Raw genomic sequence first — 21,240 nt, 5'->3', positions numbered from 1 at the left:
CGGGGAGCGAGAACTTGTCCAAGGCCTTCACCACCGACCTGCCGCACCGGCTGGACCGGCTCCCCTGGTCCCGCTTCCACTGGCTCGTCGTCATCGCCCTTGGCGTGACCTGGGTGCTCGACGGGCTGGAGGTGACGCTCGTCGGCTCGCTGGCGGGCGCCATCAAGGAGAGCCCGCGGCTGCGGCTCAGCGAGACGGAGGTGGGGCTGACCGCCTCGGCCTACCTCCTCGGCGCGGTCTTCGGAGCGCTGTTTTTCGGCTGGCTGACGGACCGGCTGGGGCGGAAGAAGCTCTTCACCCTCACGGTGCTCGTCTACCTCCTGGCGACGATCGCCACCGGGTTCTCCTGGGATTTCTGGTCCTTCGCCATCTTCCGCTTCTTCACCGGGGCCGGGATCGGGGGCGAGTACTCCGCCGTGAACTCCGCAATCCAGGAGCTGATCCCGGCCCGCCGGCGAGGCACCACGGACTTGGCCGTGAACGGCACCTTCTGGGGCGGAGCGGCGATCGGCGCGGCGTCCTCCCTCCTGCTGCTCGATCCCGCGGTGATCGACCCCGAGTTGGGCTGGCGGCTCGCCTTCGGCGTGGGCGGCGCGCTCTCGATCTCCGTGCTGTTCCTGCGGAAGTGGATCCCGGAGAGCCCGCGCTGGCTGATGACCCATGGCCGGCGCGAGGAGGCGGAGCGGATCGTGGGCGACATCGAGGTCTGGGTCGCCCGGGAGAAAGGTCCGCTGCCTCCCGTCGTGGGCGAGCCGATCCGGATCGACCCGCGCAGCCACACCACCCTGGGCGAGGTAGCGCGCACCCTTTTCCGCACCTATCTCGACCGCGCCCTGCTGGGCATCGTGCTCATGGCCTGCCAGGCCTTCTGCTACAATGCGGTGTTCTTCACCTACGCCCTGGTGCTGACGCGCTTCTACGGCATTCCCTCCGCCCATATCGGCTGGTTCATGCTGCCCTTCGCGCTCGGCAACCTCGCCGGGCCGCTGATCCTCGGGCACTTCTTCGACACGATCGGGCGGCGGATCATGATCACGGCCACCTACGGCCTGGCCGGGGTGCTGATGGCCTTCACCGGCTTCGCCTTCGCCCAGGGCTGGCTCTCGGCCTGGGAGCAGACCGCCGCCTGGACGGTGATCTTCTTCTTCGCCTCCGCCGCCGCCTCTGCCGCCTATCTGACGGTGGGGGAGAGCTTTCCGCTTGAGATGCGGGCCATGGGCATCGCCCTGTTCTACGCCTTCGGCACGCTCGTCGGCGGCGTGGTCGGGCCCGCCCTGTTCGGCGCGCTCATCGAGGGCGGGCAGCGGACCGACATCATGTGGGGCTACCTGCTCGGCGCCGCGCTGATGCTCGTGGCGGCGGGGACGGAATGGAAGCTCGGTTTCGCGGCGGAGGGCAAGTCGCTGGAGAGCGTTGCCCGCCCGCTCTCCCAAGCGGCGGACTAGCCCCCCTTAGGCCGCCATCCTCTCCCCCGCGGCGAGGGCGGCGGCGACGCGGGCGATCACGGCCTCCCAGTCCTCGCCCCTCGCGCGGCGGTGCAGGCGCATGGAGGGGTACCAGGGCGTGTCCTCCCGCTCCAGCATCCAGCGCCAATCCGGCAGGGAGGGCAGGAGCAGGTGGGCGGGCCTGCCGAGGCTTCCCGTGAGATGCGCCACGCTCGTGTCGACGCAGACCACCACGTCCATGGCGTGCAGCGCGGCGGCGGTCTCGGTGAAGCTCGTCAGGCGCGGGCGCAGGTCGGTGAGGTTCGGGGTCGCGGTGAGGAAAGCCTCGTCGCTCTCGCGGATCTCGGTCTGCACGATGAAGCCCTCCACGCCAGGGCCGAGAAGGGGCGCGAAGAGCGCCAGGGGGATGGAGCGGTGCCGGTCCCCGCGATGGGCGGGGTTGCCGGAGCAGGCGAGGCCGAGGCGCAGCCCCGTGCGGGGAAGATCGCGCTGCCAGGCCTCGATCCGGGCGGGATCGACGGCGGGGAAGGGGATCGGGGCGGGCACCGTGTCCGCCCGGGTGGCCAGGACATGGGGCAGGCTGAGAAGCGGGCACTGGGCGTCGTGCGGCGGCACGGGGTCGGCCGGCGTGATCAGTGCCGCCACGCCCGGCACGCCCTCGAGCAGCGGGACGAGCGGGCGCTGGACCTGCAGCACCACCCTTGCCCCGCTCGCGGCGGCCAGGGGGAGGTAGCGGACCATCTGGATCGTGTCGCCGAGCCCTTGCTCGGCATGCAGGAAGAGCGTCCGCCCCTCCATCGGCTCGCCCTGCCAGAGAGGGCTCGCGGCATGGGGGTTGGGCGGGAAGCCCTTGCGCCGCCAGCGCCACTCATAGGCGGCGAAGCCCTCCTCCAACTCGCCGAGGGCGAGCACGCTCAGGGCGCGGTTCCAATGGGCCTCGGCGAAGTCCGGGTCGAGGGCGATCGCCTCGTCGAAAGAGGCGACGGCCTCGCGGTGACGGCCCATGCCGCGCAGCGTGTTGCCCCGGTTGTAGATGATGCTCCGGTTGCCCGGATGCAGTGCACTGGCCCGGGCGAAGCACTCCATCGCCTCCTCGAAGCGGCCCAACTCGGTGAGGGCGTTGCCGCGCCCGTTCCACGCCTCCCCGCAGGAAGGGTTGGTGCGGAGCGCGAGGCGGTCGGCCTCCTCGGCATCGGCATGGCGGCCGAGAAGGGTCAGGGTCGCGGCGCGGTTGCGGTGCGCGTTCGCGCTGTCCGAGAGGGCGAGGGCGGTCTCGGCGCTGAGCAGCGCCTCCTCGTGCCGGCCGAGGTCGCAGAGGACGGCCGTCCGGCTGCTGTGGAGGTCGGACAGATCCGGGGCGAGGGAGATGGCGAAATCGAGCGTCTCCAGCGCCTCCTCCGGGCGCCGCAGCCCGCGGAGGATGACACCCTGGGTGTTCAGCGCGTTCGGGTCGTTCGGACGGAGGGCGAGCGAGATGCCGACGCTGACCAGCGCCTCGGTGTCCCGGTGCAGGTCGGCCAGGGCGGTCGCGCGGTTGGCATGGGCGGCGGCATAGACCGGGTTCCGCGCGATGGCGGCGTCATAGGCCAGCAGGGCCTCCGCGGGGCGACTCAGGGAGCGGAGCGCGTTGCCGCGGTTGTTGTGCAGCTCCGGCATGTCGGCCCCGAGGGCTTCGGCGGAGTCGAAGGCGTCCAGGGCCTCGGCGGAGCGGCCGAGGGCGTGCAGGGCGTTGCCGCGCCCCACCCAGGCCTCGATCAGTGCGGGCTGGAGGGCGACGGCGCGGTCGAAGGCCTCGAGCCCCGCCTGTGCCTGGTCGATCTCCACCAGCGCGTTGCCGAGGTTGCTGTGAACGAAGCCGTGGCTCGGGTCCACCGCGATCGCGCGGTGCAGCAGCGAGGCGGCGCCGACGGGGTCCCCCGCCATGGCCCGCAGCAGGCCGAGAAGGTGCAGGGCCTGAAAGTGCCGGGGCTCCTCCTCCAGGACGGCGCGGTAGATCGGCTCCGCCGCCCGCAGGTCTCCGGCCCGGTGCAGGGCGAGGGCCTGGGCCACGGCGGCTTCCCTGTCGAGGCCGGTGGAGAAAGCGGGGCCTCTCTCGATGGTCGGGGCGTGCAAGGAATCCCTCCGGCCGTTCTGGCAGGAGGGGATGGTGCGGCCGAAAGGTGAAGGGCCGGTGAAGGCCTACCTGCTCCGGTCAGGCCTGTTCGCCTCGTTCGCGACGGCCTGGGCCGCCTCCTCCACCCGCGGCAGCCGGGGCAGGGCGCCGAGCCGGGCGAGGGTCGCCGCCCCGCCGACCGGCGCCAGGGCGGCGGTGGCCGCGGCCGTGTCGTAGCGGCGCAGGGCGAGGGAGGCCGTGGCGAAGGACCGCTTCGCCACCTCAGGCGGAACCCCGCGCGGCACGCCGAGTGCCTCGCGGAACTCCCGCCGCGCGATCTGGAGCTGCGGCAGCAACTCGGCGCTGCGCCCATAGGCCCAGAACGGGTCGCTCTCGGCGGCCTGGGCGAAGGCCTCGATCTCGGCGGCGGCGCGGGCGGCCTCGGCGGGGCGGCCGGCGAGGGCGTTCGGATGCCCGTACTCGAAGGGCGCCGCCCGCGCCGGCTCGCGCAGGGGATCCGCCAGGGGGACATAGCCGTTCAGCGCCTCGCCCGCGCAGGCGGCCAGCGAGAGGAGAAGCAGGAGAGGCGTGGAACGCATCGGCGAGGCCTTCCGGAAGGGCGTGTGGCGCAGGGGTCCCCCGGGGAACGCTGCGCGGGCCCCGCCGTTCCGGCCGGACCGCCATGACGGGGCAGGGCGGCTGGTCCGAGCGGGGCGGGCTTGCGGCAGGCCGCCCGCGCTGCCATTCACCCCCGCGCAGAACCGTCGAGACCCCTCTCGCGTCCCCATGACCGACGATTTCACCGATTCGGCCAACCCGGCCCTGCTGCCCGCCGGCCTGTCCGACCTGCTGCCGCCCGATGCGGCCCGGGAGGCAGCGCTGGTCGAGGCGATGATGGCCGTCTTCGCCTCCCACGGCTACGAGCGGGTGAAGCCGCCCCTGCTGGAGTTCGAGGAAGGCCTGCTCACCGGCTCCGGCGCCGCGCTGGCAGACCAGACCTTCCGGCTGATGGACCCCGTGAGCCAGCGCATGATGGGGCTGCGGGCCGACACCACGCCGCAGGTCGCCCGCATCGCCGCTACCCGGCTGCGCGAGGTGAGGCGGCCCCTGCGCCTCTCCTATGCCGGGCAGGTGCTGCGCGTGCGCGGCACGCAGATCGCGCCCGGCCGCCAGCTCCCGCAGCTCGGGGTGGAGCTGATCGGGGTGGACAGCGCGGAGGCCGATGCGGAGGTCGCGGCGCTGGGCGTCGAGGCCCTGGGCGCGGTCGGCATCCCTGGCCTTGCGATCGACATCACCCTTCCCGCCATGGCGCCCGCCCTGCTGGACGCGGCCGGGCTCGAGGGCCCCGCGCGCAGCCGGCTCGCCCGCGCGCTGGACCGCAAGGACGCCGCCGAGGTGGCGCGTCTAGCGGCCGAGGTCGGGCCGCCCGCCATCTTCCTCACGGGGCTGCTCGCCGCGGCGGGCCCGGCCGATGGCGCGCTGGCCGCCCTGCGCGCCGCGCCGCTGCCCGAGGGGCCCCGCCGCATCGCCGACAACGCCGCCGAGGTGGTGGCCGCCCTGCGCCGGCGCCTGCCCGCGCTGCGGATCACGCTCGACCCCGTGGAGTTCCGGGGCTTCCGCTACCACACCGGCATCGCCTTCACCCTCTACGGCCCCGGCCGCACGGGGGAGCTGGGGCGCGGCGGGCGGTACATGAGCGGGGAGGAGGCGGCGACCGGCCTCAGCCTCTATCCCGATGCCGCGCTCCGGGCCGCGCCGCCTCCCGCCGCTCCGGCCCGCGTCTTCCTGCCTGCCGGGCACGACCCGGAGGCGGCCGCGGCGCTGCGGCGCGCGGGGCGCGTGACGGTCGCCGCCCTCTCGCCGGCCGACGATGCGCGCGCCCTCGGCTGCACGCACGAGCTGCGCGGCGGCACCCTTTTCGAACTGGCGGGCGCGGCCGACGCGCCGGCGACAGGTGCGGACGACGCGCCGGTGAGGGGCGCGGACACCGCGCCCGGGATGAAGGAGTAGTCTCATGGCGAATGTCGCCATCATCGGCGCCCAGTGGGGCGACGAGGGCAAGGGCAAGGTGGTGGACTGGCTCGCCAGCCGCGCCGATATCGTCGTTCGCTTCCAGGGCGGCCACAATGCCGGCCACACGCTGGTGGTCGGCGAGCAGACCTACAAGCTCTCCCTGCTGCCCTCGGGCGTGGTGCGCGGCAAGCTCGGCATCATCGGCAACGGCGTGGTGCTGGACCCCGACGCCCTGCTCGGCGAGATCGAGAAGGTGACGGCGCAGGGTCTGAAGGTGACGCCGGAGAACCTGCGGATTGCCGAGAACACGCCGCTGATCCTCCCCCTACACCCCGCGCTGGACAAGGCGCGCGAGGCGGCGCGCGGCGGCGACAAGATCGGCACCACGGGGCGCGGCATCGGCCCGGCCTATGAGGACAAGGTCGGCCGCCGCTCCATCCGCCTCTGCGACCTCGCGGAGCCGGAGACGCTGTCGAAGAAGCTCGACGAGCTGCTGCTGCACCACAACTCGCTGCTCCGCGGCCTCGGTGCGCCGGAATTCGAGAAGGCGGCGCTGCTCCAGCAGATCCTCGGCTGGGCGCCCAAGCTCCTGCCCTTCATGGAGGCGGTGTGGGAGCGGCTGGACGCCGCGCGCGCCGAGGGCAAGCGCGTGCTCTTCGAGGGCGCGCAGGCCGTGATGCTCGATGTCGACCACGGCACCTTCCCCTATGTCACCTCCTCCAACACGGTGGCCGGCAACGCCGCGGCGGGCTCGGGCATCGGGCCGCACGCGATCGGCACGGTGCTCGGCATTGCCAAGGCCTACACCACCCGCGTGGGCTCCGGCCCCTTCCCGACGGAGCTGTTCGACGACACGGGCAAGCTGCTCGGCCAGCGCGGGCACGAGTTCGGCACCGTCACCGGCCGCCCCCGCCGCTGCGGCTGGTTCGACGCCTGCCTCGTGCGCCAGGCGGTAAAGGTGGGCGGCGTGCAGGGCCTCGTGCTGACGAAGCTCGACGTGCTCGACGGCCTGCCCGAGCTGAAGATCTGCACGGGCTACGAGATCGACGGCGAGCGGATGCGGCGCCTGCCCTCGGCCATGGCGGCCCAGGCGGCGGCGAAGCCGGTCTACGAGACGGTCGAGGGCTGGTCCGGCAGCACGCGCGGCGCGCGGAGCTGGGCCGAGCTGCCGGCCCAGGCGGTCAAGTATGTCCGCCGGATCGAGGAACTGGTCGAGGCACCGGTGACGCTCCTCTCCACCAGCCCGGAGCGGGACGACACCATCACGGTGACCGACCCCTTCGCGGGCTAGGGCGCCACCCGGCCCCGTGCCCTCGCGGCACGGGGTTTCCGGCCCTTCCCGCGCTGATTTTGGCCCTGCGCCGCACCATGTTCTATAAAGGAACCGGCCCCGACCTGCCGGGCCACGCGCGCCCTGGCCGGGCGGCGAATGGGGGAAGCGGATGAGGACGGAGTTCACCGAGGCGCAGCTGGCGGATCCCGATATCCGGGAATCGAACAAGATCCTCCGGACCTGCGTGCATTGCGGCTTCTGCACCGCCACCTGCCCGACCTTCGTGCTGCTGGGCGACGAGCTGGATAGCCCGCGCGGCCGCATCTACCTCATCAAGGACATGCTGGAATCCGGCCGCGCCGCCTCGGAGCACGAGGCGAAGCACGTCGACCGCTGCCTTTCCTGCCTCTCCTGCATGACCACTTGCCCGAGCGGCGTCCACTACATGCACCTCGTGGACCACGCGCGGCAGCATATCGAGGACACCTACAAGCGCCCGCTGATGGAGCGGCTGATCCGCGCCACCCTGTCCGTGGTGCTGCCGCGCCCGAAGCTCTTCCGCGCGGCGCTGCTCGGGGCGCGGGCGGCCCGGCCCTTCAAGGGGCTGCTCGCCGGGAAGTCGATGACGATGAGGCGGCTGCGGGCGATGCTGGACCTCGCCCCCTCCACCCTGCCGCCGCCGAGCGAGTCCTCCGGGGCGCGCGTCTATCGGGCCGAGGGCACGCGGCGCGGGCGCGTGGCACTGCTGACGGGCTGCGCCCAGACCGTGCTCGCCCCCTCCATCAACGAGGCGACCATCCGCCTCCTCACCCGCATGGGGGTGGAGGTGGTGGTGACGGCGGAGCAGGGCTGCTGCGGCGCGCTGACGCATCACATGGGCCGGCAGGAATCCTCCCACGCCCTGGCGCGCGCGAACATCGATGCCTGGGTGCGGGAAGCCGAGGGCGAGGGGCTGGACGCGATCGTCATCAATGCCTCGGGCTGCGGCACGACGGTGAAGGACTACGGCCACATGTTCCGCGAGGCCGAGCCCGGGCTGCGGGACCGCGCCGCCCGCGTGGCCGAGTTGGCGAAGGACGTGTCCGAGGTGCTCTCGGCCTTCGGCTACGCCCCGACGCGGGAGGCGCCGGGGATCGCGGTCGCCTATCACGCCGCCTGCTCCCTCCAGCACGGGCAACAGATCACCGGCGTGCCGAAGTCCCTGCTGGAGAAGGCGGGCTTCGAGGTGCGCGTGCCGGCCGAGGCCCATCTCTGCTGCGGCAGCGCGGGCACCTACAACATTCTCCAGCCGGAGATCGCGGGGAAGCTGCGGGAGCGCAAGCTCGGCTTCCTCCATCGCACGGGGGCGGACATCGTGGCTTCGGGCAATATCGGCTGCCTCACCCAGCTCGGTGGCGGCGGGCTGCCCGTCGCGCATACGGTGGAGCTGCTGGACTGGATGGCCGGTGGGCCGGCACCCTCGGCGGTGACGGCGGCCCGCGCCCGGCAGGAGGCGCTGGCGGCGGAGTAGGGAGGGACGGGATGCGTCTCCGCGCAGGGATCATCGGGCTGGCCCTTCTCCTCGCCACCGGAGCAGGGGCGCAGGTGCTGCCCGTCCCAGGCGGGGGCGGCGTCGGCCCGGCCATCCCGCCCCAGGCCATGCCGATGCCGCGCTCCGGCGCCGCCGAGGCCCGGCGTGTGGAGCTGGACCGGCTGCTTGACGCCCTGGCCACGGCGCCCGACGAGGAGGCGGCGGCACCGCTCCAGGCACGCATCCAGGCACTCTGGGCCGAGGGCGGCACCCCCGCCGTCGGGCTGCTGCTCCGCAAGGGGCTGCGCGCGATGGGGGCCAACGAACCCGGCGATGCCGTGGAGGACCTGGACGCCGCCATCACCCTCCAGCCCGACTTCGCGGAATCCTGGGTGCTGCGCGCCCAGGCCCAGGCCGCCGTCGGGGAGCGCCGCGCCGCCGCGGCGGACCTGCGCGAGGCGCTGCGGCTGGAGCCCCGGCATTTCGGCGCCCTGCTCGCCCTCTCCGAGTTGCAGGAGGAAGCGGGGGATGCGGAGGGCGCGCTTCGGAGCGTGGAGGCGGCGCTGCGGATCCACCCGCAACTGCCGGGCGGTGCCGCGCGGCGGCGCGAGCTGACGCGCCGGGCGCGGGGCGACCAGACCTGATCCATTCGGGCGCAACGCCCGGATGGCCCGGCGCGCGCCCTTCCGGCGAGATGGCGGCATGAGCACCGCGACCGACACCACCCCCCGCCCCATGGACGATGACGGCCTCTGGCAGGCCCTGCTGCGGCGAGAGGCGCTTCCGGGCCGCTTCTACGGCGTGACGAGCCAAGGAATCGTCTGCCGCTTCGGCTGCCCCGCCCGGCCGCCCCTGCGCCGGAACCTGCGCCTTTTCGGTGGGCTGCCGGAGGCGCTGGCCGAGGGCTTCCGCCCCTGCCGCCGCTGCGATCCCGGCGGCGAGCGGGCGGCGATCCAGGCCGAGGCGGTGCGCGCGGCCTGCGCGCTGATCGATGCGTCGGAGACGATGCCCTCGCTCGCCGAACTCGCGACCCGCGCGGGCTATGCCCGGCACCACTTCCTCCGCCTGTTCCGGGAGGTCACCGGCGTCACCCCCCACGCCTATGCCGCCGCGCGACGCGCGAGCCGCCTCTCGGCGGCGCTCGCCGCAGGGGAGCGGGTGGCGGATGCGGTGGCGGGGGCAGGCTTCGGCAGCGAGAGCCGCGTCTATGAGGACGCCCCGGGCCTGCTGGGCATGACCCCCGGCCGCGCCCGCCGGGGCGGGGAGGGGGAGGTGATCCGCACCGCCTTCGGCAACGGCGCGCTGGGCCCGGTGATGGTGGCGATGACGGCGCGCGGGGTCTGCGCCATCGAGCTCGGCGGAGAGGAGGAGGCGCTGCGCCAATCCCTCGCCGCGCGCTTCCCCCGCGCGCGCATCGAGGAGGCGGACGAGGCGGCGCGGCGCGCCGTCGCCGCCGTCATCGCCTGGATCGAGGAGCCCCGCGCCGCGCTCGACCTGTCACTCGATCTCCGCGGCACCGCCTTCCAGCGGCGGGTCTGGGAGGCGCTGCGGGCCATCCCCCCGGGCGAATCGGTGGACTATGCCGGGCTGGCCGCGCGGCTCGGCCTGCCGCGCGGTGCCAGGGCGGTGGCGCGGGCCTGCGCGGGCAATTCCGTGGCCCTGGCCGTGCCTTGCCACCGCGTCATCGGGCGGGACGGGACGCTCAGGGGCTATCGCTGGGGGCTGGAGCGCAAGGCGGCGCTGCTGGCGCGGGAGAGGGGCGCGGGCTAGCGCGCCCCGTCACCGCCGCCTCAGCGCGGGCGCGATCCCGGGGGCGGCTCGATCGGGGCGAGATTCTCGGTGCCGATGGCGCTGCTGCCGATGAGGGTCCACTGCCCCGTCATGCTGCCGTCGGACCCCACCTGATAGATCGCGATCCCCGGCCGCTCGCCGAGGATGAAGCCGATGGAGAAGACCGGGCCGGCGGACATGCCATAGCCCTCGAACCGGTTCTCCCCGATCTGCCAGGCCACCCGCCAGGAGGCGAGGCCCACCTGCTGGACGATCATCTGGCCGGTATAGGGGGATCCGTCGGGGTTCAGGCCGCGGACGTCGTAGAGCCCGTTCCGCTGGGCCTTCGCCGGGGCCGGCGAGAGGGCCAGGGCCGCCGCCGCCAGCGCGGCCCATGCAGTACGCTTCAGGGCGATACGCTTCATCGTCTTCCTCTTGGTGCGCCGTCCTGCGGCACCGGGCTCATCATCGGGCCGGAGGCCCGCCTTGTGAATGCCCGCCGGAGGCCCGCCTTGTGAATGGGCGCCGGAGGCCCGCCTTTTGAACGGGCCCTGCGGCGCTTCGTGAATAGGCCGCGCTATTCCACCAGCGCGACGCGGAGGGCGTTGGTCGTGCCCGGGGTCCCGAAGGGCACGCCGGCGACCACCACCACCTCGTCCCCCGAGGTCGCGAACCCCTCCGTGACCGCGGCCCGCACGCCTTTGGCGACCATGTCGGTCATGCTCGCCGGCTCCTTGCTCGGCACGGAATGCACGCCCCAGACGAGGGCGAGGCGGCGCGCGACCGTCTCGCTGGCCGTCATGCCGATGATCGGCGCGGCCGGGCGCTCGCGGGCCACGCGCAGCACGGTGGAGCCGGTGGAGGTGAAGGCGGCGATTGCCTCCGCCTCGATCGTGCTGGCCACCTGCCGCGCGGCGGCGGCGATGGCGTCCGATGAGGTGTGGCGCGGCTCGGGCCGGGCGTTGTCGGTGATGGCGCGCCAGTCCGGGTCCTGCTCGGTGCGGGCGACGATGCGGTCCATGATGTTCACCGCCTCGAAGGGGTACTGCCCGGCGGCGGTCTCGGCCGAGAGCATCACGGCGTCCGCGCCGTCGAACACCGCCGTCGCCACGTCGCTCGCCTCGGCGCGCGTCGGGGTGGGGGCGGAGATCATGCTCTCGAGCATCTGGGTCGCCACCACCACGGGCAGGCCGCGGGTGCGGGCGGCGCGGATGATGCGCTTCTGGATCAGCGGCACCTCCTCGGGCGGGCACTCCACGCCGAGGTCGCCGCGCGCGACCATCACGGCATCGGCCAAGTCGAGGATGGCGTCCATCTGCTCGACGGCCTGGGGCTTCTCCATCTTCACCATGATCCAGGCGCGCCCGGCGGCGATCTCCTTCGCCTCCGCCACGTCCTCCGGCCGCTGGACGAAGGAGAGGCCGATGAACTCGACGCCCTGGGCGAGGGCGAAGTCGAGGTCGGCGCGGTCCTTCACCGTCAGCGCCGGGATGGGGAGCGCCACGTCCGGCACGTTCACCCCCTTGCGGTCCGAGAGCGGGCCGCCGACCAGCACCTCGGTCTCCAGGTGGTCGTCCCGCTGGCGGGTGACGCCGAGGCGGAGCTTGCCGTCGTCCAGCAGGAGGGAGGTGCCGATCCGGGCGGCGTGGATGATCTCGGGATGGGGAAGCTGCACGCGCCGCACGTCGCCCGGCACGGGGGAGAGGTCGAGGCGGAAGGGCTGGCCCTGCTGGAGCTGGACCCGCCCGCCCGCGAACTTGCCCACGCGCAGCTTCGGCCCCTGCACGTCGGCCAGGATGCCGATGGGCCGCCCCGTGCGCCGCTCGATGTCGCGGATGGTCGCGATCCGGGCCGCGTGGTCCTCGTGGGAGCCGTGGGAGAAGTTCAGCCGGAAGATGTCGGCCCCCGCACGGAACAGCCGCTCGATCACCTCGGGCGAGGCGCTGGCCGGGCCGAGGGTCGCGATCAGCTTCGTGCGCCGGCGGCGCCGGATGGGGATGCGGGTGGCCAAACGGGGCGCTCCTGCGGGCTTGGGATCGGGGGAGGCGGGCTGGGCGAGGGTTTCCGGCGGCACCTCCATGATGCGCGCCACCTCCTCCAGCCTCTCCGGCGGGACGCGGCGCCACTGGGAGACGGCGGCGGTGGAGATGCCGAGGCCGGAGGCGATGCGGGTGACGGCACCGCGCCGGGCAAGGAGGTGTTCGAGGGCCTTGTCGCGCATGGCCCTAACTTAGCATCAGTAAGAACCGATCAACAGGAGGGAGCGCCTTACATTTACTAAGTTACGATGACAGCCCGGAAGTCGTTCACATTGGTCAGCGTCGGCCCCGTCACCACGAGGTCGCCGAGAGCCAAGAACACGTCGTGGCTCCGATGGGCGGCGAGGGCGGCGAGCGGGTCCAGCCCGCCGGCGCGCGCGCGGGCAAGCGTGTCGGGCGCGGCGATGGCGCCAGCATTGCTCTCGGACCCATCGATCCCGTCGGTGTCGGCCATGATCGCCCAGATGCCGGGATGCCCGGCCAGGGAGGCGGCGAGGCCGAGCAGGCACTCCCCGTTCCGCCCGCCCGCACCGCTTGCCCCGCCGAGGGTGACCGTAGTCTCCCCGCCCGAGAGGAGCACGGCGGGCGCTCGCGCCGGCAGCCCGTGCGCCGCGACGGAGCGGGCGATGCCGGCGAGCAGCGTGCCCGCCTCGCGCGCCTCGCCCTCCAGCGCGTCGCCGAGGATGAGGGGGGTGAGGCCCAGCGCCTCCGCCTCCCGCGCCGCGGCGCGCAGGGCCATGAGGGGGGTGGCGATCATCCGGTACTCCGCTCGGGAGAGGCGGGGATCGCCGGGCTTGGGCGTCTCCTCCGCGGCGGCCTCCAGATGGGCGCGGACGGCCCCGGGCAGCTCGATGCCGTAGCTCGCGACGATGGCCCGGGCATCGGCGAAGAGGCTGGGATCGGGCACGGTCGGGCCGGAGGCAATGGCGGCGGGGTCGTCCCCGGGGACGTCCGAGATGGCGAGGGTGACCACCCGCGCCGGATGCGCCGCGGCGGCCAGGCGCCCGCCCTTCACCGCCGAGAGATGGCGGCGGACAACGTTCATCTCGTTGATGGTGGCCCCGCAGGCGAGCAGGGCACGGTTGACGGCCTGCTTGTCCGCCAGCGTCAGCCCCGGCGCCGCGAGCGGCATGAGGGCGGAGCCCCCGCCGGAGATGAGCGCGAGCACGAGATCATCCGCCGTGAGCCCCTCGACGAGCTGCAGTATGCGTGCGGCCGCCCTCTCGCCGGCAGCGTCCGGCACGGGATGCGACGCCTCGACCACCTCGATGCGCGCGGTCGGCACGGCGTGGCCATAGCGCGTGACGACGAGGCCCGTCACGGGCAGGTCGGGCCAGGCTTCCTCCACGGCCGCGGCCATCACCGCGGCCGACTTGCCCGCGCCGACCACCACGACGCGCCCCGATGGGCGCTCGGGAAGGTGATCCGCCAGCACGGCGCGGGGATCGGCGCTGCGGATCGCGGCATCGAGCAGGCGGCGCAGCGCGTCACGGGCGCGGGCGTCGTCCCAGGGACCGGTGGTGGTCATCGCGGTTCTTCCTCCATTGTCCCGGACGGCGGGTGCATCATCGCCGCCCCATCCCAGCCGGCAAGCCCGCCAGGAAAAGCGCTCGCCACTGGTATGGATCGTGGTATGGAAGATGGGGCAGAGGGAAGGGGCGTTCCGGATCAATGGCCGGCAAGGCGCATCAGTGGCAGGGAAAGGGTGTGCAGGATCTCCGCGCTTGCCCGCTGCCGGTGCGCGGCCAGGGCCTCGCGGGCGCCCTCCGCATCCCCCGCCTCAATAGCGCGGAGAATGCGGGCGTGCTCCTCGGCCGAGCCGCGCGGCTCCGGGCGCAGCGATGCCGTGGCAAGGCGGGCGCGCTGGGCGAGGTCCGCCGCCTCCCCGGCCATGCGGGCGAGCCGCGCATTGCCGCAGCCGCGGACGAGGGCGCGGTGGAAGGCGTCGTCGGCCGTCGCCCAGGCCCGGCGGTTCCCCTCGGCCAGGGCCGTGCGCATCGCCTCCGTCGCCTCCGCCATCAGCCGCGCCGCTTCCGGGTTGGGATGCGCGGCCAGCCGGGCCGCGGCGGCGCCCTCCAGCGCGATCAGGATCTCGTAGGTCTCGGCCATGCCCGTGGGGTCGATGGGCAGCACGCGGATGCCGCGCCGGGGCTGGACCTCCAGGAAGCCTTCGGATTGCAGGCGCAGCACGGCCTCGTGCACCGGCGTGCGGCTCATGCCGAGCTGGGCGGCCAGCTCCCCCTCCGCGGCTTGGTGGCCGGGCGGCAGGGTCATCTCGAGGATCCGCGCGCGCAGGGCGCGATAGGCGGATTCGCCGAGGCTGCTTCGCCCCTCCGCGGGGGTGGCGGAATCGCTCTTCATCGCGCCGGCATGCCAGCCGGCGCGCTTTTTTCCAACAGCCAGGGACTCCCCTCATCATGCGTCGTCACCGCATCGCCGCCATTCCCGCCGACGGCATCGGCAAGGAGGTCATCCCCGCCGGGCTCCGCGTGCTTGAGGCGCTCGCGCGGCGCGACGGCGGCTTCGCCCTCGATGTCGAGACGCTGCCCTGGGGGAGCGACTACTATCGCGAGACCGGGGTCATGATGCCCGAGGACGGGCTGGAGACGCTGCGCGGCTTCGACGCCATCTATTTCGGCGCGGTGGGCGACCCGGACCTGCCGGACAGCATCACCCTCTGGGGCCTGCGGCTGAAGATCTGCCAGGGCTTCGACCAGTACGCCAATATCCGCCCGACCCGCGTGCTGCCGGGGCTGACCAGCCCGCTCCGCGCCGTGGAGCCCGGCGACATCGACTGGGTGATCGTGCGCGAGAACTCGGAGGGCGAGTATGCCGGCCATGGCGGCCGCGCCCATCGCGGCCATCCGGAGGAGGTGGCGACAGAGACCTCCATCTTCACCCGCGCCGGGGTGGAGCGGATCATGCGGGTCGCCTTCGATATCGCGCGCTCCCGGCCGCGCAAGCTGCTGACGGTGGTGACGAAGTCCAACGCCCAGCGGCACGGCATGGTGATGTGGGACGACATCGCGGCCGAGGTGGCGAAAGGCTACCCGGACGTGACCTGGGAGAAGGAGCTGGTGGACGCCATGGCCGCGCGCATGGTGAGGAAGCCCGCCAGCATCGACACGGTGGTGGCCACGAACCTGCACGCCGACATCCTCTCGGATCTCGCCGGTGCGGTGGCGGGCTCGCTCGGCGTGGCGCCGACGGCGAATCTCGACCCCTCCCGCCGCGCGCCCTCCATGTTCGAGCCCATCCACGGCTCGGCCTTCGATATCATGGGCAAGGGCATCGCCAATCCCGTCGCCACCTTCTGGACGGGCGCGATGATGCTGGAGCAGCTCGGCGAGGCCGATGCCGCGCGGGCGCTGATCGCGGCGGTGGAGCGGGTCTGCGCCGACGGCGTGCTGACGGCCGATCTCGGCGGCACGGCGGATACGGAGACGGTGACGCGGGCCGTGATCGCGGCCATCGAGGGCGCGAATGCGCCCGGGGGCGCGAGAGCCGCAGCCTGAACTCCAGAGACTACAACAAGGAGAGGAAACGTCCCATGGCTGAAATATCCCGCCGCGCAACGATCGCGGCCTCCCTCGCGGTGCTCGCGGCGCCGGCCGCGAAGGCGCAGTCCTTCCCGAGCCGGCCGCTGACCGTGGTCGTGCCCTTCGCCGCCGGCGGGCCGACGGACGTGATCGCGCGGCTCGTCGCGGAGGGCATGGCCAAGGACCTCGGCCAGCCCGTCGTGGTGGAGAACGTCACCGGCGCGGGCGGCACCATCGCCGCGGCGCGCGTGGCCAATGCGCGGCCGGACGGGCACATGCTGCTCGTCCACCATATCGGCCACGCGACGGCGGCGACGCTCTACCGCCAGCTTCCCTACAACGTGGAGACCTCCTTCGCGCCGCTCGGCCTCGTCTCCGACGCGGCGATGACGGTCGTCGCCCGGCCGGACTTTCCGGCCAACGACTTAGCGGGCTTCGTCGCCGAGCTGAAGGCGCAGGGGGACAAGCTGAACCTTGCCCATTCCGGGCTGGGCGGCGCGAACCAGCTCTGCGGCATGCTGGTGCAGCAGGCGGCGGGGACGCCGCTGACCACGGTGGTGTTCCGCGGCTCCGCCCCCGCGCTGCAGGAGCTGATGGCCGGGCGGATCGACGTGTTCTGCGACCAGGCGACGAACACCGCGCCCTTCATCCGGGACGGGCGGATCAAGGCCTTCGCCGTCACGCTCGAGCGGCGGGTGGAGGGGCTGGACCTGCCGACCGCGGCCGAGGCCGGCTCGCCGGGGATCGGGATGAGCACCTGGCACGGGGTCTATGCCCCCGCCGGAACGCCCGAGGCGGTGCAGGAGAGGCTGGCGACGGCGATCCGCGCCGCGCTTCGCGAGGAGCGGCTGCGGGCGCGCTTCGCCGATCTCGTGACGGAGGTCGCGACGCAGGAGCAGGCCACCCCCGCCGCGCACCGGCGGCACCTATCGGCGGAGGTGGCGCGGTGGCGGCCAATTATTCAAGCGGCGGGTCTGTACGCGGACTAGGCCTTCGAGGTGTATCCGGCCGCCCCTGGCGGGGGCGGCCGGAGGGACGGGTTCAGAGGAACAGGATGCCGAACTGGGAAGGTATCTCCCCGCCGACGGTCGCCGCGGTGAGCTGGATGTGCTCGGGGCTCTCGGAGAAGCCAAGAGCGACGTCGGCGCGGCTGAGGGTGCCCGAGTCCAAGGCGTTGACCCAGGCGGCCTTGCCCGCAGCGTCGGGCTCGCGCTCGAGCGTGTTGCGGTACAGAGCCGTTACGAAGGTGTCAGCCGTAGGGAACCCGCCGTAGATCGCCTGCGACTCGGCGCTGTCAATGAAGCCCTGCGCAACCTGATTGGGCCTGAGTTGACCGCTGTCCAGGGCAGAAGCCCAGTTGGCCAGCCCGCCTTTGTCCGGAAGACGCCCGAAGAGCGTATCGTAGAGGCGCGCGACAAGCGCCGCGCTCTCATCCCGGTCCCAGATGCCGGCGGTAACGATGCTCGCGGTTTTCTGCTGATTCTCCAGACTTTCGGAGAATCCGACGAGCATGTCAGCCCGTGTGGCGCCAGCATCGAGCGTGGCGACCCAGGCAGCCTTACCTCCGGGATCGGATGGCCGGTCCAGGACGTTGAGATAGAGCTGCTCCACGAAGCCGTCGTTGGTCAGGGCTCCGTAACGCTGCGCGAATTCAGAGCTGCCGATGAAATCCTGCGCGATGCTGCTGAGCGAGCGACCCTGGTAGATCGCGGCAGTGTAGGAGTTTAGCCCTCCCTGGTCAGGGCCACGGTCCAGCGCAGCAAAGTACAGACGCGTGACCTGCGCCAGCGGCTCCGTCGGCTCGAAGACGAGCCGCCCGTCCAAGAAGTCGATCTGCTCAATATTCGTGTAAACATCGGTGTCAAAGGAACTGGTGATCGTCACCGTCCCAGGGGCCGTCGTGATGACGCCGGACCGATATCCCATGTTGAAGCGATTTACGACGTCGTAAGCCGCCAAGCCGTCGAAGTTGTCGCTCTCGCTCGTGTTGACGAAAACATCCGGCCCATTGGTGCCAACAGCAGTGACCATTGCTTCCTCCTACCCCTGAGGGAAGTCTGATTGACACATGTTGCCGATTCGCAAACCAATAAAGAATGTGTGATTTTTTAGAATGCTTTCCGGTGTGTCGAAGCAAGCTCTGAATTGAGCATCGATGCTCAATGTCCGGTTGTTCGCTCTTGCTGACTATGGGCGGCTGAGGGCGAAAACTGGAACAAACATGCGGAATGCGTGTGCGGCGTGATCGGCGCTGTCCTCATCCCCATTGGTCTGGCCTTGGATCAGTCCGACAGACCGCCGGGGGACACCGTGCTCCTGACCGGATAGCTTGCTGAAGAGGTCTACGCCGCCGGAAGACGAGGAACGAGGAATGGCGCGATGCGGTCCTTCTCCCCATCTCGGCGGCCGAGAGAGGGCCATCCATGACCGAGATCGACGACGCGACCCGCACCGAGCTGGAGGCCGCCGCCTTCCGGCGCCTCGTGCAGCACCTCCGCGAGCGCACGGATGTGCAGAACATCGATCTCATGAACCTCGCCGGCTTCTGCCGGAACTGCCTCTCCCGCTGGTACCGCGAGGCGGCGGAGGGGAGGGGGATCGCGCTGCCCGACCCGGAGGCGCGTGAGATCGTCTACGGCATGCCCTACAAGGAATGGCAGGCCAGGCACCAGCGCGAGGCCTCGGCCGAGCAGAAGGCGGCCTTCGCCGCGGCCAATCCGGGGCACTGAGCGCGCGTGTCCGCCGTGATCGCGAGCCTGACCCTGCCCTTCGGCCAGGTCTTCGAACGCGGCTTCCGGGGGCCGCTCATCAAGGGCGTGCTCGGGGCCGTGCTGACGCTCGGGGCGCTGATCGTGCTGGCGGGCTGGGGGGTGGAGGCGCTGGCGGGGGGCACGGGCTGGCTGGCCACCGCCGCGGGCGTGCTGGGCGGCGTGGCAGGTCTCTTCGCGGCCTTCTGGCTCTTCGTGCCCTTCGCCCTCGCCATCGCCGGCCTCTTCCTGGACGAGACGGCGGAGGCGGTGGAGCGGCGGCACTATCCCGGCCTTCCCCAGGCCCGCGGGGCGTCGCTCGCCGCCCAGGGCGTCTTCAACGTGACGCTAGCGCTGAAGGTCCTGGCGCTGAACCTCGTGCTGCTGCCGGTCGCGCTGCTGCTGCCGCTGATCGGGGCCGCGATGCTCTGGCTGGTGGCCGCGGTCTCGCTCGGCCACGGGCTGTTCGAGGGGGTGGCGCAGCGCCGGATGGGCGTGGCCCAGGCGCGGCTCCTGCGGAAGCGGCGGGAATTCTCGGTGCTCGCCGTGGGAGGGGTGATGGCGCTGCTGGCCCTGCTGCCCTTCGCCAACCTGCTGGTGCCCGTGCTGGGCACGGCGGCGATGACCCATCTCCTCCATCGCGGCGCCGACGGGCCGGTGGCCTGAGCTCCAAGTGTTTGTTCCCTAATGGTTCTCCTTTCCCCATTGAGGCGCGCCGGTCTGCCGGGTAAGACGCGCGCCTTCGCGTAGGGGGAGTTAAGGGTATGTCGGAGACCGAGGTTCAGGAGCAGGAGGCGGACACCGATGTCGGGGGGATCGCGGCCGACCGCCTGCGCTCCATCATCGAGCGGGTCGAGCGTCTGGAGGAGGAGCGCAAGGGCCTCGCCGACGACATCAAGGACATCTTCGCCGAAGCCAAGTCTGCGGGGTTCGACGTGAAGGTGATCCGCAGCATCATCCGCATCCGCAAGCAGGAGCCGGCCGAGGTGGAGGAACAGGAGACGCTGCTCGACCTCTACCGCCGCGCGCTGGGGATGTAGCCTGCCGGGGCCGGGCGATCGTCGCCCGGCCCCATCTAGTAGAGCGCCTCGATGGCTGGCGCCTGGCGCTCCAGCACGACGCGCCGCTTGACCTTCATCGTGGGGGTCAGCGTGCCGTCCTCCACGGTGAAGGGCGCCACGGTCGCCCATTTACGGACCCGCTCGGGGCCGGGGAGCTTCGCGTTCACGCGCCGCACGGCGGCGTCCGGCGCCGCCCCCTCGGCGGGGACGAGGAGGGCGACGATGCCCGGGCGCCCCTCGCCGGCGACCACGGCCTGGGCGATCTCGGGCTCGGCCATCAGCAGCGTCTCGATCCGGGCCGGGCTCACCATGTCGCCGCCGAGGGTCTTGATGAAATCCCGCTTGCGGTCGGTGATGATGATGCGCCCGGCCTCGTCGATTCGCCCGACATCGCCCGTATGGAGCCAGGGGGCCGCCTCCCCGGGGGGGGTGGGGAGGGCGCGGGCGGTGGCCTCCGGGTCGCCCCAGTAGCCGTCCATCACGAGGGGGCCGCGGATGAGCAGCTCCCCGTCGCCCGCGATGCGCGCCTCGACGCCCGCCACGGGGGCACCGACGGTGCGGCGGTGATTGTCCCAGGGCAGGTTCACCGAGACGACCGGGCCCGCCTCCGTCTGCCCGTAGCCCTGCAACACCGTGACCCCGAGGGCGAGGAAAAAGCCGGAGAGGTCGGGGTCCAGCCGCGCCCCACCCGAGACCATGGCGACGAGCCGGCTGCCGAAGCGCGCGCGCACCTTGTTACGGACCAGCCGCTCCAGCACCGCGTCCTCCGCCCGCTCCAGCAGGTTGAGGGGCGGCCCGTCCATCCTCCGCAGCCCGAGCGAGAGCGTCCGCTCGAAGAGGCGCCGCCGCCAGGGCTTCTCCTTCTCCAGCCCGGCCAGGATCCGCGCCCGCAGCACCTCAAAGAGGCGGGGGACGGCGGTGATGATGGCGGGCTCGATCTCCCTGAACTCGGCAGCCAGGCGCTCGGCCCCGCGGGAGAACACCACCTCGATCCCGCAGGCCGGGAAGAGGAAGCCGCCGACCGTGTGCTCATAGGCGTGGGAGAGGGGCAGGAAGGAGAGATAGCAGGCCCCCGACCATTCCAGCCCGAGCTGCCGCAGGAAGGGCCGCACCCCCGCCGTGTTCGCCAGCATGGCGCGGTGGGGAAGCATCACCCCCTTCGGCCGCCCGCCCGTGCCGGAGGTGTAGATGAGGCAGGCGAGCCGCCCCTCCGGGATGTGCTGCACCTCGGCCACGAGCATCGCGAGGTCCCCGGGCGTCGCGGCGAGGGCGGACCAGGGCACTGTCTCCGGGTTATCGGAAGCGGGGGCATCCTCCAGGCAGACGAGGAGGTCCAGCCCCCCCGGCCCCGCGGCCTCCCGCAGGCTCGCGGCCAGGCGCGCGGTGCCGGCGATGGCGGCCCTGGCACCGCTGTCGCGCAGGATATGGGCGTGGTCGGCCACCGTGTTCGTCGTGTAGGTCGGCACGGTGACCGCGCCGATCGCCATGATGGCGGTGTCGGCGATGAGGAACTCCGGGCGGCTCTCGCTCACCAGCACCACCCGGTCCCCGGGCGAGACGCCCCGCTCGCGCAGCCCCGCGGCGATGGCCGCGACGGCGAGCGCGAAGTCCCGCCAGCTTGTGCGGCGCCAGGCGCCCCCTGCCCAGTGGCGGATCATCGGCCGGTCGGGATTGCGGGCGGCGAGGCCGAGCATCATGCCGGGCAGGCTGGTCCAGCCCGCCGCCTCCTCGCCTGTCTGACTCCCCTGCAT

At 72.6% G+C, this 21,240-nt stretch carries 19 protein-coding genes; 11 read left to right on the top strand and 8 right to left on the bottom strand.

Annotated elements, in window-relative coordinates:
* The first annotated feature begins 14 nt into the window (after positions 1–14).
* On the top strand, positions 15–1,445 hold the full coding sequence (locus FHS87_RS14230; protein WP_184519549.1) for an MFS transporter: 1,431 nt from the start codon (positions 15–17) through the stop codon (positions 1,443–1,445).
* Between the two features lie 6 nt (positions 1,446–1,451).
* Here FHS87_RS14230 and FHS87_RS14225 read toward each other — a convergent pair whose 3' ends face one another.
* Both FHS87_RS14225 and FHS87_RS14220 read right to left on the bottom strand, forming a co-directional pair.
* Positions 1,452–3,557: a tetratricopeptide repeat protein gene (locus tag FHS87_RS14225; protein WP_184519546.1), complete on the bottom strand. Its 2,106-nt coding sequence runs from the start codon at positions 3,555–3,557 to the stop codon at positions 1,452–1,454.
* A 66-nt stretch (positions 3,558–3,623) separates the two neighbouring features.
* Positions 3,624–4,136 (bottom strand): hypothetical protein, encoded by a 513-nt coding sequence (locus FHS87_RS14220; RefSeq protein ID WP_184519543.1) that lies wholly within the window; start codon positions 4,134–4,136, stop codon positions 3,624–3,626.
* A gap of 187 nt (positions 4,137–4,323) precedes the next feature.
* On the opposite strand from FHS87_RS14220, the gene FHS87_RS14215 reads away from it, so the two are divergent.
* The 5 genes from FHS87_RS14215 to FHS87_RS14195 all read left to right on the top strand — a co-directional run bounded on the left by FHS87_RS14215 (position 4,324) and on the right by FHS87_RS14195 (position 10,103).
* Positions 4,324–5,547: an ATP phosphoribosyltransferase regulatory subunit gene (locus FHS87_RS14215; RefSeq protein WP_184519540.1), complete on the top strand. Its 1,224-nt coding sequence runs from the start codon at positions 4,324–4,326 to the stop codon at positions 5,545–5,547.
* Between the two features lie 4 nt (positions 5,548–5,551).
* Complete coding sequence (locus FHS87_RS14210; RefSeq protein WP_184519537.1) at positions 5,552–6,841, top strand: adenylosuccinate synthase; 1,290 nt, start codon at positions 5,552–5,554, stop codon at positions 6,839–6,841.
* A gap of 151 nt (positions 6,842–6,992) precedes the next feature.
* Positions 6,993–8,333 (top strand): glycolate oxidase subunit GlcF, encoded by a 1,341-nt coding sequence (gene glcF, locus FHS87_RS14205; protein WP_184519534.1) that lies wholly within the window; start codon positions 6,993–6,995, stop codon positions 8,331–8,333.
* An 11-nt stretch (positions 8,334–8,344) separates the two neighbouring features.
* Positions 8,345–8,977: a tetratricopeptide repeat protein gene (locus tag FHS87_RS14200; protein WP_184519531.1), complete on the top strand. Its 633-nt coding sequence runs from the start codon at positions 8,345–8,347 to the stop codon at positions 8,975–8,977.
* Between the two features lie 58 nt (positions 8,978–9,035).
* Positions 9,036–10,103, top strand: a complete 1,068-nt coding sequence (locus tag FHS87_RS14195; RefSeq protein WP_184519527.1) for a methylated-DNA--[protein]-cysteine S-methyltransferase — start codon at positions 9,036–9,038, stop codon at positions 10,101–10,103.
* A gap of 20 nt (positions 10,104–10,123) precedes the next feature.
* Here the strand turns inward: FHS87_RS14195 and FHS87_RS14190 are convergent, their stop codons facing one another.
* The 4 genes from FHS87_RS14190 to FHS87_RS14175 all read right to left on the bottom strand — a co-directional run bounded on the left by FHS87_RS14190 (position 10,124) and on the right by FHS87_RS14175 (position 14,503).
* Positions 10,124–10,528, bottom strand: a complete 405-nt coding sequence (locus FHS87_RS14190; protein ID WP_184519524.1) for a hypothetical protein — start codon at positions 10,526–10,528, stop codon at positions 10,124–10,126.
* A 152-nt stretch (positions 10,529–10,680) separates the two neighbouring features.
* Positions 10,681–12,114 (bottom strand): pyruvate kinase, encoded by a 1,434-nt coding sequence (gene pyk, locus FHS87_RS14185; RefSeq protein ID WP_246418413.1) that lies wholly within the window; start codon positions 12,112–12,114, stop codon positions 10,681–10,683.
* Positions 12,115–12,380: 266 nt separating this feature from the next.
* Entirely contained in the window at positions 12,381–13,670 is a 1,290-nt protein-coding gene (locus FHS87_RS14180; RefSeq protein WP_184519523.1) for a glycerate kinase type-2 family protein, read from the bottom strand.
* A 140-nt stretch (positions 13,671–13,810) separates the two neighbouring features.
* Entirely contained in the window at positions 13,811–14,503 is a 693-nt protein-coding gene (locus tag FHS87_RS14175) for a GntR family transcriptional regulator (RefSeq protein ID WP_184519521.1), read from the bottom strand.
* Positions 14,504–14,559: 56 nt separating this feature from the next.
* Here FHS87_RS14175 and FHS87_RS14170 point away from each other — a divergent pair, with 56 nt between their 5' ends.
* Both FHS87_RS14170 and FHS87_RS14165 read left to right on the top strand, forming a co-directional pair.
* Positions 14,560–15,657: a tartrate dehydrogenase gene (locus FHS87_RS14170; protein ID WP_184519519.1), complete on the top strand. Its 1,098-nt coding sequence runs from the start codon at positions 14,560–14,562 to the stop codon at positions 15,655–15,657.
* 35 nt (positions 15,658–15,692) lie between these two features.
* A complete protein-coding gene (locus FHS87_RS14165; protein WP_184519517.1) occupies positions 15,693–16,670 on the top strand; it encodes a tripartite tricarboxylate transporter substrate-binding protein in 978 nt (325 codons plus the stop codon).
* A 52-nt stretch (positions 16,671–16,722) separates the two neighbouring features.
* Here FHS87_RS14165 and FHS87_RS14160 read toward each other — a convergent pair whose 3' ends face one another.
* Positions 16,723–17,712, bottom strand: a complete 990-nt coding sequence (locus FHS87_RS14160; RefSeq protein WP_184519515.1) for a DUF4214 domain-containing protein — start codon at positions 17,710–17,712, stop codon at positions 16,723–16,725.
* A gap of 392 nt (positions 17,713–18,104) precedes the next feature.
* Here FHS87_RS14160 and FHS87_RS14155 point away from each other — a divergent pair, with 392 nt between their 5' ends.
* The 3 genes from FHS87_RS14155 to FHS87_RS14145 all read left to right on the top strand — a co-directional run bounded on the left by FHS87_RS14155 (position 18,105) and on the right by FHS87_RS14145 (position 19,468).
* The gene (locus tag FHS87_RS14155) at positions 18,105–18,410 is read left to right on the top strand and encodes a DUF1244 domain-containing protein (RefSeq protein ID WP_184519513.1); all 306 of its coding nucleotides are present in this window, start codon (positions 18,105–18,107) and stop codon (positions 18,408–18,410) included.
* Between the two features lie 6 nt (positions 18,411–18,416).
* A complete protein-coding gene (locus FHS87_RS14150) occupies positions 18,417–19,094 on the top strand; it encodes an EI24 domain-containing protein (protein WP_184519511.1) in 678 nt (225 codons plus the stop codon).
* Positions 19,095–19,192: 98 nt separating this feature from the next.
* A complete protein-coding gene (locus FHS87_RS14145; protein WP_184519508.1) occupies positions 19,193–19,468 on the top strand; it encodes a DUF2312 domain-containing protein in 276 nt (91 codons plus the stop codon).
* A 35-nt stretch (positions 19,469–19,503) separates the two neighbouring features.
* Here FHS87_RS14145 and FHS87_RS14140 read toward each other — a convergent pair whose 3' ends face one another.
* A complete protein-coding gene (locus FHS87_RS14140) occupies positions 19,504–21,240 on the bottom strand; it encodes an AMP-dependent synthetase/ligase (RefSeq protein WP_184519505.1) in 1,737 nt (578 codons plus the stop codon).

Origin of the sequence: Muricoccus pecuniae (assembly GCF_014199205.1) — a bacterium.
GTDB lineage: Bacteria > Pseudomonadota > Alphaproteobacteria > Acetobacterales > Acetobacteraceae > Roseomonas > Roseomonas pecuniae.
Note: the sequence above shows the minus strand (reverse complement) of the source record. Positions and strands in the feature narration are given on the sequence as shown.